Origin of the sequence: Govania unica (assembly GCF_027920805.1) — a bacterium.
In the GTDB taxonomy this organism is placed as follows: Bacteria; Pseudomonadota; Alphaproteobacteria; order Sphingomonadales; family Govanellaceae; genus Govanella; species Govanella unica.
The window spans coordinates 314,139-330,647 of sequence record NZ_JANWOI010000002.1; the positions used below are offsets into that span (position 1 = coordinate 314,139).

Genomic DNA, 16,509 nt, shown 5'->3' on the forward strand with positions numbered 1-16,509 from the left:
TGAGAGAAGTTTGTGACCTTTTCCCAACCCATGTCACGTTATTATGGTCTTGTGTCAAATTCGACCGTAAGTGTCGTCAAATCTTACAATGTCATCTTCACCGAGATAGCCGCCGGACTGTACCTCGATGATGTAAAGGGGGATTTTGCCCGGATTTTCAAGCCGATGGGTTGCACCTACGGGGATATATGTCGATTGGTTTTCATGCAGCATGATGATCTCGTCATCCCGGGTCACTCTGGCCGTACCCTGCACGACCACCCAATGTTCGGCGCGATGCATGTGCTTTTGGAGTGAGAGCTTTTCACCCGGGTTCACCACCAACCGCTTGACCTGATAGCGGTCGCCGCTATCGGCTGATTGATAGCTGCCCCAGGGACGATAGACAATTGTATGGCTCAGATGTTCGGTGCGCTTGCGGCGCGTGAGTTCCTCGACCACCGCTTTGATGTTCTGGGACTTGTTTTTATGGGCGACGACTACGGCGTCATCCATGGCCACGATCACGATATCCTCAAGCCCGACGGTGGCGACGACCGGCCCTTCGGAGCGGATGTAATTGTTGTCGCTGTCGATGGCGATGACATCGCCACGGATGGCGTTGCCGCGGTCGTCCTTGTCGGCGAGCAGGCAGAGAGCGCTCCAGGAGCCGACATCGCTCCATCCCATATCGACGGGCACAACGGCGGCGTCGGCGGTCTTTTCCATCACCGCATAATCGATCGAGTCGGAGGGCGACGCCTTGAAGGCGGCGGCATCGGGGCGGGTGAAGGACAGATCCGTTTTCGCGCCTGCGAGAGCCGCACGGCAGGCGTCGAGAATGGCTGGATTGAAGCGCTCAAGCTCGGCCAGATAAACATCGGCGCGGAGCATGAAAATCCCGGCGTTCCAGGAATAATTGCCGTCGGCAATATAACCTTCGGCGGTGGCGAGATCGGGCTTTTCGACAAAGCGGGAGACCGCAAAAACGCCCTGATGGCCGGGGAGCGCCGGGCCTGCTGCGATATAGCCATAGCCGGTTTCGGGAGCGGTCGGGGTGATGCCGAAGGTGACGAGTTTTCCGGCTGCAGCCGCGGCTGCGCCAGCGCTGACGGCATTGGAAAAACTGTCTGTGTTTTCAATCACATGATCGGACGGCATGACGAGCAAAATGGCTTCCGGATCACGGGCGGCAAGATAAAGGGCTGCGAGCGCTACGGCCGGTGCGGTGTTGCGTCCTTCGGGTTCAAGAATGATGCTGTCGGGGGTGATGCCGGACTGGCGCATCTGTTCGGCGATGATGAAGCGGTGATCCTCGTTGGCGACAATCAGCGGGGCACTGAAACGCGCGGCGTCGCTGATGCGGGACACGGTTTCCTGAAGCATCGAGCGATCGGTGACGAGAGGCAAAAGCTGTTTAGGAAACTGCGCCCGAGAGAGCGGCCAGAGTCGCGTGCCAACACCGCCCGACAGGATGACCGGATGAATGGTTGCGCTCACGGTATATGTCTCCCAAACGGTCGTTGAAAAATGCTGTCTGCCAAGCAGCTTATAATGCAAAGCCTAAGTTTTGGTAATGTCGAAACGGTGCACCTCGACAGAAGATAGTAATTACGTTAAAAATGAGATGTATTTTCCGTATAACATAAAATAAGTGTGTAATGAAATGACTGCCGAAGACCCTGAATTGCCGCTTGCCAATCTGCCGCGCCTTGAGCCCGGTTGGGTCTGGCTGGCCGGGGCAGGGCCGGGGGATCCCGGACTGTTGACCTTGCATACGTTGAACGGTCTGCGTCAGGCCGATGTGGTAGTCTATGACGCGCTTGTGGGGCCGGAGATCCTGACCCTCGCGCGGCCCCAAGCGCAGTTGCAATTCGCGGGCAAGCGCGGCGGCAAGCCATCGCCGACCCAGCGGGATATTTCGACGGCTTTGGTGGAGCATGCGCGGGCGGGACGCCGTGTGTTGCGGCTGAAGGGCGGCGATCCTCTGGTGTTCGGTCGCGGCGGAGAGGAGGCGCGGGCGCTTGTTGCCGCTGGCGTGCCGTTTCGTATTTTGCCGGGGATTTCAGCCGGGGTCGGCGGACTCGCTTATGCGGGTATTCCGGCGACTGACCGGCAGACCAATTCGGCGGTGACCTTTCTGTCCGGGTATGGTGCGGGTGGCGGGTTGCCCGCTGACATTGATCTTGTGGCTTTGGCGCAAAGCGGGACGACGCTTGTGGTCTTCATGGCGCTCAGTCATATCGCCGAGCTGGTGGAGCGGTTGCTTGCGGGCGGGCGTTCTGCGGCTGAGCCGGTGGCTCTGATCTCGAACGCGACCTTGCCGACGCAACGGGTGGTCGAGTCGACTCTGGGTGCCGTGGTGGGGCTCGCTGCCGAGGCCGGGATCGCCACGCCAGCCATGATGGTGGTGGGCGAGGTGGTGCGGTTGCGGGCGGCGCTTGACTGGTATGGGGCGCTCCATGAGGGGCGGACTCTCGTGGCCGATCCGCTTGGGATGCAGGCGCGGAAGGACGCCATCTGAGCGGCGGATGGGTGCTGGTTTTCCGGGTTGTGAGGGGCTATAAAGGCGCGACTTTATTCGTAAGTGAGTGGATCCATGAGCCAGCCGGACAACACCGCCCTCGGCCTGACAGGGCTGCCTTTTGATGATGTGAAGGCGGTTCTGCGCCATTTTCCCGATTGCAATGCCGCCATTGCGGCGGATGCGCGGGCACGGATGGCCGATCTTGCGGCTGATGATGTGCCGCTTGGCCGTCTCGCCAGTCTCGGGCCCTGGCTTGCCGGGTGGAAGGGCAATCGGCAGCCGCGTCTTGAGCGCATTGAACTTGCGATTTATGCGGCGCTTGCGGCTCCACATGACGATGCCGAAGCTCAGGAGAACGCGCGCAATCGCCTGACCCTTCTGGCGGCGGGTGGACATCCGGCCAATATCATGTGCCTCCGTCATGGGGTTGGTTTGAAGGTTTATGACCTCGCCCTTGATGTGCCGCATAGCGACTATCGAAGCGCTCCGGCGCTGTCGGAGGAAGACTGTGCCGCCACCATGGCGTTCGGCATGGAGGCCATCGTCAGTGAACCTGATCTTTTATGTCTTGCCCGTTTCGGTGCAGGCGGAGAGGCGGCGGCGACCGCCCTTGCTGCCGTGTTGCATCCGGAGCTTGCCGAGGATTTGCTGGCCGGGCTTGCCGTGGCGGACCGGGTTCATGCCCGTACCGGCATGAACCAGCATCAGGGACAAAGCGATCCGTTTGAACTGATGCGCCGTTTTGGCAGCCGTGACATGGCGGCCATTGTCGGCTCTATTCTGGCCGCGCGCACGCAGGGCGTGCCGGTGGTGCTCGATGGGTTTGTGCCGCTGGTGGCGGCGGCGGTTCTGCATGCGGCGTCCGACAGCAACATTGCCCATTGTTTGCTGGCGACACCGGGCAGCGTGGCGCAGCAGCGGTTGGCGGCGGCGCTTGGTCTTGTTCCGCTTGTGCAGGATGAGGCGGTGGGCGAAGGGGTTGGTGCCTTGCTTGCGGTGCCATTGCTGCGGGCGGCGGCTGATGTGCTTGCCCATTCCGTAACTCAGGCCGATGTGGCGGCGGCGGGCTGATGAGCGCGGCCCGGTTCGACCGTCTGCTGGCGGATATCCGGGCCTGCCGCATTTGCGTTGACTATCTGCCACTCGGCCCCAATCCGGTGATCCAGGCGAGCCGCACGGCACGCCTGATCATCTGCGGGCAGGCGCCGGGCCTACGGGTGCATCAGACCGGCATTCCCTTTAACGATCCAAGCGGCGATCGGTTGCGCGACTGGATGGGTCTGGACCGCGCGACCTTTTATGATGCGGCGCGCATCAGCATCATTCCCATGGGGTTCTGTTATCCGGGGCGTGATCCACGGGGCGGCGATATGCCGCCGCGGCCGGAATGCGCGGCCCATTGGCATGACCGGATTTTCGCGCAGCTGCCAAACCCGCGTCTGGTGCTTGCCATCGGCCAATATGCGCAGGCCTATCATCTCGCCGGGCGGACCAAGGGGAGTGTCGCCGCCACGGTGCGCGCCTGGGCCGAATATGGCCCCGATATCATTCCTCTGCCGCATCCATCGCCGCGCAATATGGGTTGGTTGCGCCGCAATCCCTGGTTCGAGGCCGAGGTCGTGCCCGTGCTGCGGGCGCGGGTGGCGGCTTATCTGCGGGACTGGCCGTCTCAGATGTGACGGCTGATGACTTTGCGCCAGGTCAGCCAGGCCACAAACAGCAGGCTATAGATCAGGAACGCCGCGCTTGATCCGAGGATGTCCCATAAAAGTTGCTTGAGCGGCTTATTGAGAAAGCTGAGGGCGCCGTTTCTGTCGGGGTCGACAGAGACATCCTGGGCCGGCGAGGCGAGCGGGTGGTTGCCGCTGTCATGACGATTGAGATCGGGGCTTGGGGTGAAATTGACGTTGGTCTGCATCACCAGCGCTTGACTGCTTCTGTTGTCGAGCATCATCAGCTGAGAAGATTTCGGATGTTCAATCAGCACAAATTGACGCAGCTCGTGCAGGCTTTCGGCCACCATGCCGCTCATGCGCAAGATGGGGTGCATTGCCTCAAGACCGAGCGAGCCGAGTGTCGTCTCGCCAGGAGAGGCGGTTGCGGCTGCTTTCTGAGGGTGGGTGGTGAGGATTTCCTGGCCCGTTGTTTGGGCGGATTGTTCGGGCTGGATGAGGGCATAGTCTTCGTCGGAGTCGTTGCCGTTGGCGGCGGGGTTCCGGGCGCGGACGGCAGTGGCAAAGAGACTGTTGGCGGTACGGTTCAATTCCCCGAGCAGATCCCCGTTCCCTGTGCTTTTGGCACCGCCGAAGGCGTCTGCTTCGTCGTCGCTGAGAGAAAATCCGCCGCCCTTTGATCCGTGCGACCGGGCAGCGCTTGCGAGGCTGTTATAAAGCGAGCGCATGGCGCGGCGTTCGTGACGGTCGAGCGCACGGTCAGGGCTCGATTGCACCGAGCTGGCCGAGGAACTGAAGCTGTTGGAGAGGCTGTCAGCGGTAAAAATCGCATCGAAGGAACTGCGGTACATCGGATCGCCAACGAGGGCGGCCCAACCATCGAGATCCGATTGATAATTGGCCAGCAAATTTGTTTGCGGGTCATAGCGAAAGGTCGGCACGGCAAGCGCTGTATGAGCGGCGGCTGCCAGGCATAAAAAAGTCACGGCCGCGTAGCGGACAAGGCGCACAGTTCCGCGCCTGCTCTTAACCAAGGTTAAGAGCCTGAGTCTTATCAAGTCAGTAGGATTCCCCACACCCATAAAACTCTCGCTCCCTGCGAGAGGTTTGTCGCAAACAGTCCTAATTTCAAGCTGCTTCCGGAGCAGTTTTGCCTCAGGCATGGTTAGGCACCGGGAAGCTGCCGCAATGGGAGCTCTTTAAACAAACCTTAAGAACGTTTCTGGCAAACTTTAGCACATACCAACGACGCGTTGGAATTTGAAAGGCTTAGTGAAGCTCATGGTTTTTGGCGCGCAGACATCAAATGGCCAAGATGTTAGTCAGAATAATGATGTAAAATCCCTATTGTCTGGCCAGGCCAGCTATTTGGAAGAAGGCCAAAAACTCGTGGACTTATATCGGAAGTGGTTCGATGTGATTCCGGCGCGGACAGATGACCTCGTGCGTTTGTCTCAGGAACTGCGCTACCAGGTTTATTGTGTCGAAACCGGCTTTGAAAATATTGATGAATTTCCGGATGGATTCGAAACTGATGCTTGTGATGAGCATGCGGTCTGCAGCCTGCTTATACATAAGCCGACGGGCATGGTCGCGGGCACTGTGCGCCTTATTTTGCCGACCGCAACGGCCAGTCTGCCAGTCCTGAATGTATCGCCCGAACTTTCCACCATGGGGAACGCTGAGTTGCCGCGGGAGCTTACCGGGGAAATTTCGCGATTCGCTATTTCCAAACAGTTTCGCAAGCGGCGCGAGGATACACTCATTCCGGCGCTTTATGACACCAGTGATCCGGGTCATGACCAGCGGGTCATTCCGCATATCACTCTGGGCCTTATGCAGGCGATTCTCAGCATGAGCATCGAAAACGGCATCAGCCATCTTGCGATTATGGTCGAACCGGCTTTGGACCGGCTGATCCGCAAGCTTGGCATTATTTTTACGCCGGTCGGACCCTTGATCAATTATCACGGCAAGCGCCGGGTGCATATGCGCGAGATAGGCAGTCTTCTGGACGATGTTTTCGCCCGGCGACCAGAAATCTGGGAAGTCCTGACCAACAGTGGCAATCTTTGGCCGGCACCGCCTGACCGGACTTGACGGCACCCATCATAAACGAACTTTAAAGCTTCTCTGTGTAAATATATAAGCCTGAGTACAGGGTCTGTGCCGACATGCGTTGTCGATGACCTGTGCCTGGGCTAAGGTCGTGCTCTTCTCGCCAGGGTGGCGATAGGGTCGCAGAGATAGCAATTCTCACGGCGTCGCAATGACGGTTGCATAGGTGGGGTGGATAGTGACTTCAGGTCCTTTGAACAAACAAGCTCGTATCAGCACATATCGGTCGTCTTTACGTTCGAAGCTTCCATCGGTTTTGTCTTCGGTGATGCTGTTGATGGCTGTGGGCGGCATGACGCTCGGTCTTGCGGCTTGCGATCAGAAGGCCAGCTATACCCTTGAACAGCATATGGACCGCGCCAAAGACTTTCGCATGAAAGGCGACCTCAGGGCGGCGACGATTGAGTTGAAAGCGGCGCTGAAGGATACGCCCGATGCGGCGGCGGCGCGGTTGCTGCTGGGCCAGGTCTATATCGACATGGAAGACGGTCTGGCCGCCGAAAAGGAGCTGCAACTGGCGAAAAAAGCCGGTGTTGACCCCCTTTCGGTCATGGCGCCACTTGCCGAGGCCTTGCAGCTGCAGGGCGAATATCAGAAAAACCTCAAAGAGTTAATCATCGGAACAGATCTGCCGGTGCCAACTCAGTCAGCACTCTATGTTGTGCGGGGCGATGCCTATCGCGGCCTGAGCAATTACGATGAGGCGCGGGAAGCTTATGAGACGGCGTTGAAGCTCAATTCAAACAATGTGCTGGGCTATGTTGGGCTGGCCAATATTGACATTGCGCGGGGCAATCTCACGGACGCCAAAAAATTCCGCGATCTGGCGGTGCGGGTCGATCCGAGCCATGTGAAGGTTCTGACCCTTGACGGCGATCTTGCGGCGGCGGGCGGCGATTATAAAACGGCTGCTGCGGCTTTTGAAAAACTGATCAAACTGCGTCCTGACAGTATTTTCATTCGTACGGTTCTGGCCTGGTCGCAATTGAATAACAATCAGCCCAAAGAGGCGAAGGAAAATATCAGCAAGGTTCTGGCTGTTGCACCGGATTATCCACCGGCGAACCATGTGGCCGCGGTCGTGGCTTATCAGGGCAAGAAATTTGCTGAAGCCGTCGACTATGCCGACCGTGTTCTGGCGGTGGCCCCGGATCGCATGCCGAGTCTGTTGGTGCAGGGAGCCGCGAACTTTGCCCTTGGCCGCAAGGAACAGGCCTATGCCGCCATCAACCGTTATCTGGCGGCTGTTCCTGGCGATATTGGGGCGCGCAAGCTGATGGCCCGGATCCAGATGGCGCTCGGCCGTTCGGATGATGCCTTTCAGACTTTGAACATCCTGGCGAAATCGGACAATAAGGATTCGGAGCTTTTGAACCTCCTGGCTCAGGCCTCGCTGCAAAAGGGCGACCTGGCCATGGGCCGGAGCTATCTTGAGCAGTCGCTTGAGCTCAATCCTGCGTCGGCGTCCACGACGGCTCAGCTTGGCATGACCCAGATTGCCAGCGGTAATGTGGACAAGGGACTTAGCGAGCTTGAAAAGTCGATCACCATGGACCCGAAGTCTTTTGAGAAGCGGGTGATCCTGACGCTTGAACAACTGCGGGCCGGCAAATCGGATGAGGCCATCGCCAGTGCGCGGCAACTTCAGAAATTGGAGCCGAAACGCGCGGCCGGGTTCACCCTTGAGGGGATCGGGCTTGCGGAGAAGAAAGATCTGGCTGGGTCTAAAGCCGCGTTCGAGGCCGCCCTGAAAGCAGAGCCGGGCAACCAGAATGCGAGCTTCAATCTGGTGCGCTTTGCTGTGGTGGAGAAAAAGCCGGATGAAGTCAAACGTCTCCTCGAAGGCGTGCTGAAGGTCCATCCGAAAGATCAGAAGGCGCAGTTGATGCTGGCTGACCTCGCGCGGGAGGGCGGCCATCAGGTGGAACGGATCGCTTTGCTGGAAAAAGCGGTGGAGAGTCAGCCGGGGGCTCGCGAGCCTGCGATCTTCCTGGCTCAGGCCTATCTTGAAACCCGCGATTACATGAAGGCGCTTGCCGTCACCCAGAAAGTGCAGTCGATCTATCCGAATGACCCGGCCTTGCTTGAGGTGATCGGGCAGGGCGAAATGATGGCGGGGCAACCTGAGAATGCCATCATCACCTTTGAAAAATTGACCTCTGCGGCGCCGCGGGATGCGCAAAGCCACTATCTGCTCGGGTCGGCACTGTTGGCCCAGGGCAATCTGCCGCGTGCCCGGGAGGCACTGGACGGGGCGCTGCGGATTAACCCGAAGCATACGGCCGCACGCTTTGCCATGGTGCAGGTGCTGGCCAATCTTGGACAGGTTGAGCAGGCGAACGAACTGCTTGCGACCTTGGTTCATGATAAGCCCGCCGGCCTCAGTCCCGTCAGTCTTGATGAGGCGCAGGGTTATGTGGCCTTGGCGAAAAAAGATTATGGGCAGGCGATCACGAGCTTCGGCACGGTTTATAAGCTGCAGCCGAACAGTGTCAATCTGCGGCGGCTGTCGGAGGCGAAAATGCTTGGCGGCAAGCCGGATGCGGCGGTGGCGGACCTGACTGCCTGGCTCGTGAAGTACCCGAATGATACGGCGACGCGGTTTCATCTGGCCAATACGAACCTTGGCCTCAAGCGCTTTGACGCGGCGGCGCAGGGCTATGAAACCCTTTTGAAGACGGAGAAGAACAATCCGCTTGTGCTGAACAATCTGGCCTGGACCTACCACAACAAGGGACAAACGCCCGAGGCGGTGCGGACGATCGAAAAAGCCTTGGCGCTGCGCTCCGACCAGCCTGATATTCTGGATACGGCGGGTAGTATTTATATGGGGGCCAAACGGTTGGGCGATGCTGTGACAATCCTGCGGAAGGCGGTCGATCTCGCACCGCAAGCTCTCGACATTCGCCGCCATTATGCGGAAGCTTTGCTCGCGGCGGGTCGCAAACGTGAGGCGGGCGAGGTTCTCCGGGATCTTCTTGCTGGAAACTATGCGATCGACAACCGCAAGGAGATTGAGCATATGCTGCAGCTGGCCAATAGCAAGTAACAGGCGGAGCACCCTCAGATGTCCGTTCCCGAGCAGTTCAAGTCCTCGGCGGCCGCCATTGTCGGCGCTGATAATGTCCTGTTCGGGGATGATTTCCCGCAGCCGCCCACGACCAGCCCACGGGTGCGGAGTCTGGCCGGGCGCGTCTGTCCGGGATCGAGCAGCGAAGTCGCGGCGATTTTGAAACTGGCCACGGCGGAAGGGGTTGCCGTTTATCCCGTCAGTACCGGACGCAACTGGGGCTATGGCGATGCCATACCGCCGCGCGACGGGGCCATATTGTTGGACCTTGGCCGCATGAACCGCATCCGGGCGGTTGACGAACAGCTGGCCTATGCGGTGATTGAACCAGGGGTGACGCAGGGCGCGCTTTATGATCATCTGCGGGAACGCGGGCTAAAATTATGGCTCGATTGCACCGGCGCCGGGCCTGATGGCGGGATCATTGGCAATGTGCTTGAGCGCGGGTTTGGCCATACGCCTTATGGCGATCGGTTTTTGGCGGTGGCCGGGCTTGAGATCGCGCTGCCCACGGGGGAAATCCTGAAAACCGGCTTTGGCCGCTATGACAATTCCACGGTGACGCATCTTTATCCTTACGGTGTCGGCCCCGTGCTTGACGGCTTGTTCAGTCAGTCGGGCATGGGGGTGGTGACCAGTCTTGGGCTATGGCTGATGCCGGAGCCGGAGTATTTCTGCGCCGCCGTTGTGATGGTCAAAGACAGCGCCGCGATCGCGCCCTTGATCGAGCGGCTGCGGCCCTTGAGGCTGGACGGCACGCTTAAAAGCATTGTGCATATTGGCAATGACATGCGTCTGATTGGCGGGCGTCAGCGCTATCCCTATGAAGCTTTGGGGGGCCTTACACCGTTGCCCGAGGATGTCCGAGCGGATCTTCGCCGGCAATATGGTATTGCGGCCTGGTCCTTGACGGCCGGTTTTTACGGCAGTCGCAGCCAGGTCAAGGCTGGGGTCAAGCGGCTGCGTCAGGCTTTGCAGGGGCTTCCGGCCAAAGTTATGGTTGTGGATGAACGTCTGCTGGCGCTTGGTCGCCGGGCATCCGGGATGCTGCCGCAGGCCGGCATGGGGGAGCGCCTCCGCCGCATGGTGGGGGAAGGCGAGGAGGCCATCGGCCTGTTGCGCGGCAAACCGACCCGGCATTTCCTGGCCGGAGCATATTGGCGCAACCGCCGCGCCTCTACGGGGCCGAGCTTCGGGCATGATCCGGCCGCGGACGGCTGCGGTCTGTTGTGGCTTGCCCCGGTTATTCCCATGACGGGCGATCATGCCGCCCGGCTGGTGGCGTTGGCCGAACTCATTCTGCGGGATTACGGCTTTGAATGTCCGCTGACCTTCAGCATGGTCACGGCGCGTGCTCTCGCAGCCATCATGACCATCTGCTTTGACCGCGACAACGAGGAAGAAGCAGCGGCCGCCGCAGCCTGTTACGAGGCAGCGACCAAGGCCTTTATTGCCGCCGGTTACCCGCCCTATCGGTTGGCCAGCCAGTTTATGTCATCGGCGGTCCAGGATCCGGCCGATCCTTATTGGCAGACGGTGTCGCGACTCAAGGCCGCGCTGGATCCGGCGGGGATATTGGCACCCGGCCGGTATCAGCCGTAACACCTCGCATTGTTCGGCCCCCGCCCCGGTGTTCGCCGTCATTATGGGCCGCGTGAGCGGCATGGCGATCCAGACCTTTGTTGGGCGGTGGTCTGGATTGCTTCGGCTGCGCCTCGCAATGACGGGTGAGGTTTTGACACTCGGTCTTTTTATACGGGCCCATGCCGCCAAAAAGAGAGCGGGAGCAGCTTGCGCTGCTCCCGCTTGAAACTCTTCATTCTATTCCGTCAGCTTAGGCTGAGCGGCGGCGGCGCCAGGCCAGACCGATCAGACCAAGGCCGAGGAAGCCGAGAGCTGCAGGTTCTGAAACGCGCTTGGTTGCAGTTGCCTTGGTGTTGTGGGTCAGGTTGAAGTCGTAGCTATGACCTTCCTGGAGACCCGAAACCGTCAGGATAAAGTTGTCGCTGCCGTTGTTGGTGTTGTTGGTGCCGGGACCGAACAGCGATTGTGCCTTATTCAGATCGCTGAGCTGACCAGCGCCAGTGAAGCTGATGATCGAGGTCACGTCGGTCTGAGTGGTCACGTCGAAGAGGGTGATGGCCCACTGTGTGTCAGCCTGTGTAACGCTGTTTATTTCGTCGCTGAAGAGATAGATGTCCCAGGCAGCGTCAAACTGAAGGGTCAGGTTGCCAGTGTTGCCAGCAACAAAGCTGATGCCGAAGTTTGCAGCGGACTGGATGCCTGAGGCACCGGTGCCTGAACCGACCTGGTTCAGTTCGACTTCCGCGACTGATTTGGCATTGGCGCCGCTGACTGGGGTCAGGATGTTGCCCGAGAGGTCTGCGTCAGAGCGAGCAAAGTGAGCGCCCGTATTCACAGCGGAATAACGCGCAAAATCATCCTGGGGGATGCTACCGCAAACGCCACCTGCGCCAACGCAGGACTGAAGCGCATTGGAATTTGAAGTGATGTCCTGTGGGTCGTCATGAGCCACATTGCCATAACTGGCCAGGACAGCGGAAGTATTTGTGTTGTTCTGTCCCTGGATGTTGGTGAGGATTTGAGCGCCATCGGTGATGAAGAAATTCGTGACCTGCAGGGTCGAATAAGCGACCACGCGGGCTTCGGCCTTTTCGACCGGGAGGGCCAGAGCGGCAAGGGCGACGCCGGCAGCGAGACCAAAGGCGATTGTCTTGAAGAGTTTCATCGGAGTTCCTCCTGAACTTAGAAAGAAGAATTTCATTTGCGGCTGGTTGACTACGTACTGAACGTAGCCCCAGATCAGCGAGCCGTTCGCAATGAGTAATGCAGGGACCGTGCCAGAATGCTTTTGTGCCAGGGAAATTCCATTAAATATTATAGAAACCAACATGTTAGTTTTTCATTCTTCTGCTTATGTCGGCGCGAGCCAATTTTTGACGAGCAGTTTTGTCAGATTATGTAAAATATACCGACAGCTATGCAGGGGGCTGTTTGAGGCTGTTGAGATGAGGCAGGGGCTGGAATAGTCTGGTCGACATAAAATCAAGTTATAACAATTAGTTGTGATTATTTCTCTCACCAATTCAGGGTCGATTGGACGCTGTAAAGATTACCGACAAGGTCTGGGTTTCAAGGATTGCCACAAAGTTAACCATCATGACGCAGGTAGCGGCGGTGGCTGGTTCTATGGTAGCTAACGGGTCTAAATGCCACGGATGAAGGCTCTTAGGGCGTCGGCAGGGGGCAATGGAACCTGCGTTTCTGGTTTCTGGCGGGCTTAACCAAGGCCATGATTTAATGTGTATTTTAATGAGATTTAAACCCGCACCGGGTATATAGGGACAGATAGAAAAGCTCGAAAGGCTTGATCAATGGCACCCTTGCAGGACAGGTAATCGAAGAATTCGATGATACGGCTTTTCAAACATTACATTCCCAAGCCTGTTTTTGCGTTGGGCTTTGTAGAGATTGTCATCCTGGCGGTGGCCATCACGATGGGTCTTACTGTCAGATTTACTCAGCTGGACCTGCTGCCGATTCAGTACGGCCATCACCTGCCGGTCTTTGCCACATTTGTCATCATTGTCTATGTGTCGATGTTGGCGGTTGGGCTTTATCAGACAGAAAGCTGCCGTGATATTCGCATTATGGTGGTGCGGTTGCCGATTGCCATGCTGCTGAGTTTCATCATGATGTCGGTGGCGTCCTTCGTGCTGCCGGACGTCAGCATCTGGCGCAGTATCTTTGCTTACAGTATCGGCTTTGCCATCGTCGGCATTGTGATTTCCCGCATTGTGTTTACTCATGTCGCCGATCTCGATTTGTTCCGCCAGCGCGTGATCGTGCTCGGTGCAGGAGCCCGGGCGGAGCGTATTCGCAATATGGAAAAATTCAGCTCCAACAGAGGCTTCTATTGCGTCGCCGCCGTGCGTATGACGGATAACGAAACCCAGATCGCCGGGGCCAGGGACTTTGACGATGTGCGGCCGTTGGTGAAGTTTGCGGAGGCCCATGAAGCCAACGAGATCGTGGTCGCGAGTGAGGAACGGCGCGGCACCCTGCCGGTTGCCGAATTGCTCGCCTGCAAGATGGAAGGCTTCAAGATCACCGACGCCACCACTTTTATCGAGCAACAGACAGGGGCCGTCGATCTTGAATCCATGAGCCCGAGCTGGTTGATCTTTTCGGATGGCTTCGTCGGCTCAAGCCAGGTGGATCTTGTGCTCAAACGCGGCTTTGACATTCTGGCCAGCCTGATTTTGCTATGCATCAGTCTGCCCATTCTGATCGGCACCGCAGTGGTCATCCGGTTGACGAGCCCCGGTCCCATTTTCTACCGTCAGGAGCGGGTGGGGCAGGGCGGCAAACCGTTCATGGTGATGAAATTCCGCAGCATGCGCACCGATGCCGAGAAGAACGGGCCGCAATGGGCGCAGAAGAATGATGCTCGGGTGACCCCGGTCGGCCAGTTCATCCGGGCTTCGCGTATTGATGAAATTCCGCAGATTTTCAATGTTTTGAAGGGCGACATGAGCTTTGTCGGCCCGCGCCCCGAACGCCCTGTGTTTGTCGAGGAATTGGCGCTTGAGATCCCCTATTTCCATGAACGTCACCGGGTCAAGCCGGGGATCACAGGCTGGGCGCAGATCAATTATCCTTATGGGGCCTCGGTCGAGGACGCTCGCCACAAGCTGCAATATGATCTCTATTACATCAAGAATTACACCATCTTTCTCGACTTCCTGGTGCTGATCCAGACCCTTCGGGTGGTGATCTGGCCCGATGGAGTGCGCTGACTCCTGAGGCGGGTTGCGCCTTTTGCTTGTTAACGCTTCGGATGTATTCTTCGCACTGCAATTTGCTATGATACACCGATGGCGGCCTGTGGTGAGGCTGGCTTTTGGGCCGATCGCCTGAAAGCGAATTAGGGGATAGTTGTTCTGATCGAAGTCACTTTTGTAACGCATGCCGTTGCGGCGGTTGCTTATTTTTTCCTGACCCTGCTTCTGGTCGCCAGCTGGAAACGCAGTGGGCCGGGGTTGTGGCTTATTGTCGCCAGCGTGTCCATGACGGTCTGGGCCTGCGTCAATGCGTTCTCCTATTATCTACCCGGGATTGCCCAGATTTTTGGATCTCTGAGCGAGACCTTCAGGACCGCAGGCTGGGTTTTGTTCCTTTTGGCCTTGCTGCGGGTGTTCTGGGCCGAATATGGGCGTCCGGATTATGAGCGGCAGACCCGCTATATTATTTTGGGTGCATTATCCTTTCTGGTCGGCCTTGACGTTCTTGTGGCGCTTCAGAATCTCGATATTATTCCGCGCACCTACTTGCTGCCACAGGTGGTTTTGCTGTCGCGGATGGCGGCCTCCATTGGCTGCGTGTTTCTGGTCGACAACTTCTATCGCAACACGGCGGCCAAAAACCGCTGGGGCATTCAGTTGCTCTGTCTCGGGTTGGGCGGCATTTTTCTTTATGACTTTTTCTTTTACGCCGATGCGGTTCTGAGCGCTCGCTTCAGTCGCGCCTTTTTCGAAGCGCGCGGCGCTATCAATGCTCTGATTGTTCCCCTGATCGCCTTGTCGGCGGCACGCAATCCGGGCTGGCGGCTTGATGTGTCGGTATCGCGCGGGGTGGTGATCCATACCGCCTCTCTGGTCGGCAGCGGTGTTTATCTCGTGCTGATGGGGGCTGGGGGGTATTATCTGCGCGATCTGGGCGGCCGTTGGGGTGGCATCATCCAGTTCAGTTTCTGGTTCGGCGCACTTCTGCTGTTGGCGGTCATTCTGTTTTCGGGACAGTTCCGGGCGCGCATGCGGGTGTTGATCAACAAGCATTTCTTCAGCTATCGCTATGACTACCGGGCGGAATGGTTGCGCTTCATCAATACGGTGTCGGCGAGCGATTTGGCGCTCGGGCTTCAGGAGCGGGTGATTCAGGCGCTTGCCGACCTTGTGGATTCTCCGGGCGGCATGTTGTGGCAGCGCGAGGAGAGCGGCTATTTCGTACGCGTCGCAAGCTGGAACACACAAAGCAAAGTCAATGGGACGCTGGCGTCGAGCGATCCGTTCCTGCGCTTTATCGGGGAACGAGCCTGGGTCGTCGATCTCGACGAGGTGCAGAGCGCGCCGGAGCTTTACGAGGGTTGCCCGATTCCGGAGTGGATCTCCGCCGATGACCGGGTCTGGCTGGTTGTGCCGCTTTTACATTACCGTGACGAACTCATCGGCTTTGTCGTTCTGGAAGAGCCGCGGGTGCCGCGCAGCCTCAATTGGGAGGATCGCGACATTCTGAAGACGGTGGCCCGGCAGATCGCAAGTTATGTGGCCGAGCAGGGTTCGGAAAAGGCACTGGCGGAGTCGCGGCAGTTCGACGAATTCAACAAAAAATTCGCCTTCATCATGCATGACATCAAAAATCTGGCGAGCCAGTTGTCGCTGATGGTGAAGAATGCTGACCGCCATGCCGGAAACCCTGAGTTCCAGCGCGATATGATTCTGACGGTGCGGGATTCGGTGGGCAAAATGAACGGACTGCTGACACGTCTCAACCGCTTGCGGGACAGTGACGGCAAGACCGCTTTGGTGTCTGTCAACCTTGCGGACCTGCTGAAAAAACTGGTTGGCGACCGGCCCTCCGACAAGCTTGGGTTAACCTTTTCGGGTGATACTGCTTTGGTCTTTGTCAAGGCGGATGTGGCTCAGCTTGAGACTGTCTTCGGCCATCTTTTGCAAAATGCGCTTGAGGCGGTGGGCGACAGGGGACGGGTCGATCTCAGCCTTGGGGTGCAGGATGGCTGGGCCGTGGCGGTGGTTGCCGATAACGGACCGGGCATGGAAGAAACCTTCGTACGCGATGAATTGTTCAAACCATTCCGCACCACCAAGGAAAACGGGTATGGCATCGGCGCGTTCGAGTCTCGTCAGATCGTGAGATCCTTCGGTGGCCGTCTTGATGTGGACAGTGCCGTCGGCAAGGGAACCGTGATGACTGTGCGGTTGCCCTTGATCGATCACAGTCCAGTTGAAGCGCCGGGGAACGATGTTGAGCATAATGTGTAAAATGCACGGGCGGGGTGTAAAGGCTGCGTTCATCAAGTTAGCGATCGGATGATCATGTCC

At 58.1% G+C, this 16,509-nt stretch carries 11 protein-coding genes; 8 read left to right on the forward strand and 3 right to left on the reverse strand.

Translation table 11 applies throughout. From position 1 onward, the window contains the following. Nucleotides 1-54: 54 nt before the first annotated feature. Entirely contained in the window at nucleotides 55-1,479 is a 1,425-nt protein-coding gene (locus NYP16_RS06290; protein WP_274943270.1) for a mannose-1-phosphate guanylyltransferase/mannose-6-phosphate isomerase, read from the reverse strand. Between the two features lie 166 nt (nucleotides 1,480-1,645). Between NYP16_RS06290 and cobA the strand changes: the two genes are divergently transcribed. From cobA to NYP16_RS06305, 3 genes are all read left to right on the forward strand, one after another. Then, entirely contained in the window at nucleotides 1,646-2,503 is an 858-nt protein-coding gene (gene cobA / locus NYP16_RS06295; protein ID WP_274943271.1) for a uroporphyrinogen-III C-methyltransferase, read from the forward strand. 75 nt (nucleotides 2,504-2,578) lie between these two features. Next, nucleotides 2,579-3,577: a nicotinate-nucleotide--dimethylbenzimidazole phosphoribosyltransferase gene (locus NYP16_RS06300; protein WP_274943272.1), complete on the forward strand. Its 999-nt coding sequence runs from the start codon at nucleotides 2,579-2,581 to the stop codon at nucleotides 3,575-3,577. Continuing rightward, nucleotides 3,577-4,185 (forward strand): uracil-DNA glycosylase family protein, encoded by a 609-nt coding sequence (locus tag NYP16_RS06305; protein ID WP_274943273.1) that lies wholly within the window; start codon nucleotides 3,577-3,579, stop codon nucleotides 4,183-4,185. The genes NYP16_RS06300 and NYP16_RS06305 overlap by 1 nt, the downstream gene beginning before the upstream one ends. Here NYP16_RS06305 and NYP16_RS06310 read toward each other — a convergent pair. Further along, complete coding sequence (locus NYP16_RS06310) at nucleotides 4,176-5,189, reverse strand: hypothetical protein (RefSeq protein ID WP_274943274.1); 1,014 nt, start codon at nucleotides 5,187-5,189, stop codon at nucleotides 4,176-4,178. The two genes, NYP16_RS06305 and NYP16_RS06310, sit on opposite strands and share 10 nt — an antisense overlap. 271 nt (nucleotides 5,190-5,460) lie before the next feature. Here NYP16_RS06310 and NYP16_RS06315 point away from each other — a divergent pair, with 271 nt between their 5' ends. The 3 genes from NYP16_RS06315 (at nucleotide 5,461) to NYP16_RS06325 (ending at nucleotide 10,969) form a co-directional block, all read left to right on the forward strand. Then, nucleotides 5,461-6,279 carry a PEP-CTERM/exosortase system-associated acyltransferase gene (locus NYP16_RS06315; protein WP_274943572.1) on the forward strand — a complete coding sequence of 273 codons (819 nt, stop codon included), beginning with the start codon at nucleotides 5,461-5,463 and terminating at the stop codon, nucleotides 6,277-6,279. A gap of 211 nt (nucleotides 6,280-6,490) precedes the next feature. Next, on the forward strand, nucleotides 6,491-9,346 hold the full coding sequence (gene prsT, locus NYP16_RS06320) for an XrtA/PEP-CTERM system TPR-repeat protein PrsT (protein WP_274943275.1): 2,856 nt from the start codon (nucleotides 6,491-6,493) through the stop codon (nucleotides 9,344-9,346). 18 nt (nucleotides 9,347-9,364) lie between these two features. Beyond that, nucleotides 9,365-10,969 carry an FAD-binding protein gene (locus tag NYP16_RS06325; RefSeq protein ID WP_274943276.1) on the forward strand — a complete coding sequence of 535 codons (1,605 nt, stop codon included), beginning with the start codon at nucleotides 9,365-9,367 and terminating at the stop codon, nucleotides 10,967-10,969. A 232-nt stretch (nucleotides 10,970-11,201) separates the two neighbouring features. Here NYP16_RS06325 and NYP16_RS06330 read toward each other — a convergent pair whose 3' ends face one another. After that, entirely contained in the window at nucleotides 11,202-12,281 is a 1,080-nt protein-coding gene (locus NYP16_RS06330; protein ID WP_274943277.1) for an EDSAP-1 family PEP-CTERM protein, read from the reverse strand. Nucleotides 12,282-12,798: 517 nt separating this feature from the next. Between NYP16_RS06330 and NYP16_RS06335 the strand changes: the two genes are divergently transcribed. Both NYP16_RS06335 and prsK read left to right on the forward strand, forming a co-directional pair. Continuing rightward, a complete protein-coding gene (locus NYP16_RS06335) occupies nucleotides 12,799-14,187 on the forward strand; it encodes a TIGR03013 family XrtA/PEP-CTERM system glycosyltransferase (RefSeq protein ID WP_274943278.1) in 1,389 nt (462 codons plus the stop codon). A 147-nt stretch (nucleotides 14,188-14,334) separates the two neighbouring features. After that, nucleotides 14,335-16,449, forward strand: coding sequence for an XrtA/PEP-CTERM system histidine kinase PrsK (gene prsK, locus NYP16_RS06340; protein WP_274943573.1), 2,115 nt, complete (start codon nucleotides 14,335-14,337; stop codon nucleotides 16,447-16,449). Nucleotides 16,450-16,509: the final 60 nt, after the last annotated feature.

Bases quoted from the DNA above. Each gene is read 5' to 3' on its own strand.
- cobA (WP_274943271.1), top strand. From the start codon at position 1,646: ATGACTGCCGAAGACCCTGAATTGCCGCTTGCCAATCTGCCGCGCCTT.
- NYP16_RS06300 (WP_274943272.1), top strand. From the start codon at position 2,579: ATGAGCCAGCCGGACAACACCGCCCTCGGCCTGACAGGGCTGCCTTTT.
- NYP16_RS06305 (WP_274943273.1), top strand. From the start codon at position 3,577: ATGAGCGCGGCCCGGTTCGACCGTCTGCTGGCGGATATCCGGGCCTGC.
- NYP16_RS06315 (WP_274943572.1), top strand. From the start codon at position 5,461: ATGGTTTTTGGCGCGCAGACATCAAATGGCCAAGATGTTAGTCAGAAT.
- NYP16_RS06325 (WP_274943276.1), top strand. From the start codon at position 9,365: ATGTCCGTTCCCGAGCAGTTCAAGTCCTCGGCGGCCGCCATTGTCGGC.
- NYP16_RS06330 (WP_274943277.1), bottom strand. From the start codon at position 12,281: ATGTTGGTTTCTATAATATTTAATGGAATTTCCCTGGCACAAAAGCAT.
- NYP16_RS06335 (WP_274943278.1), top strand. From the start codon at position 12,799: ATGATACGGCTTTTCAAACATTACATTCCCAAGCCTGTTTTTGCGTTG.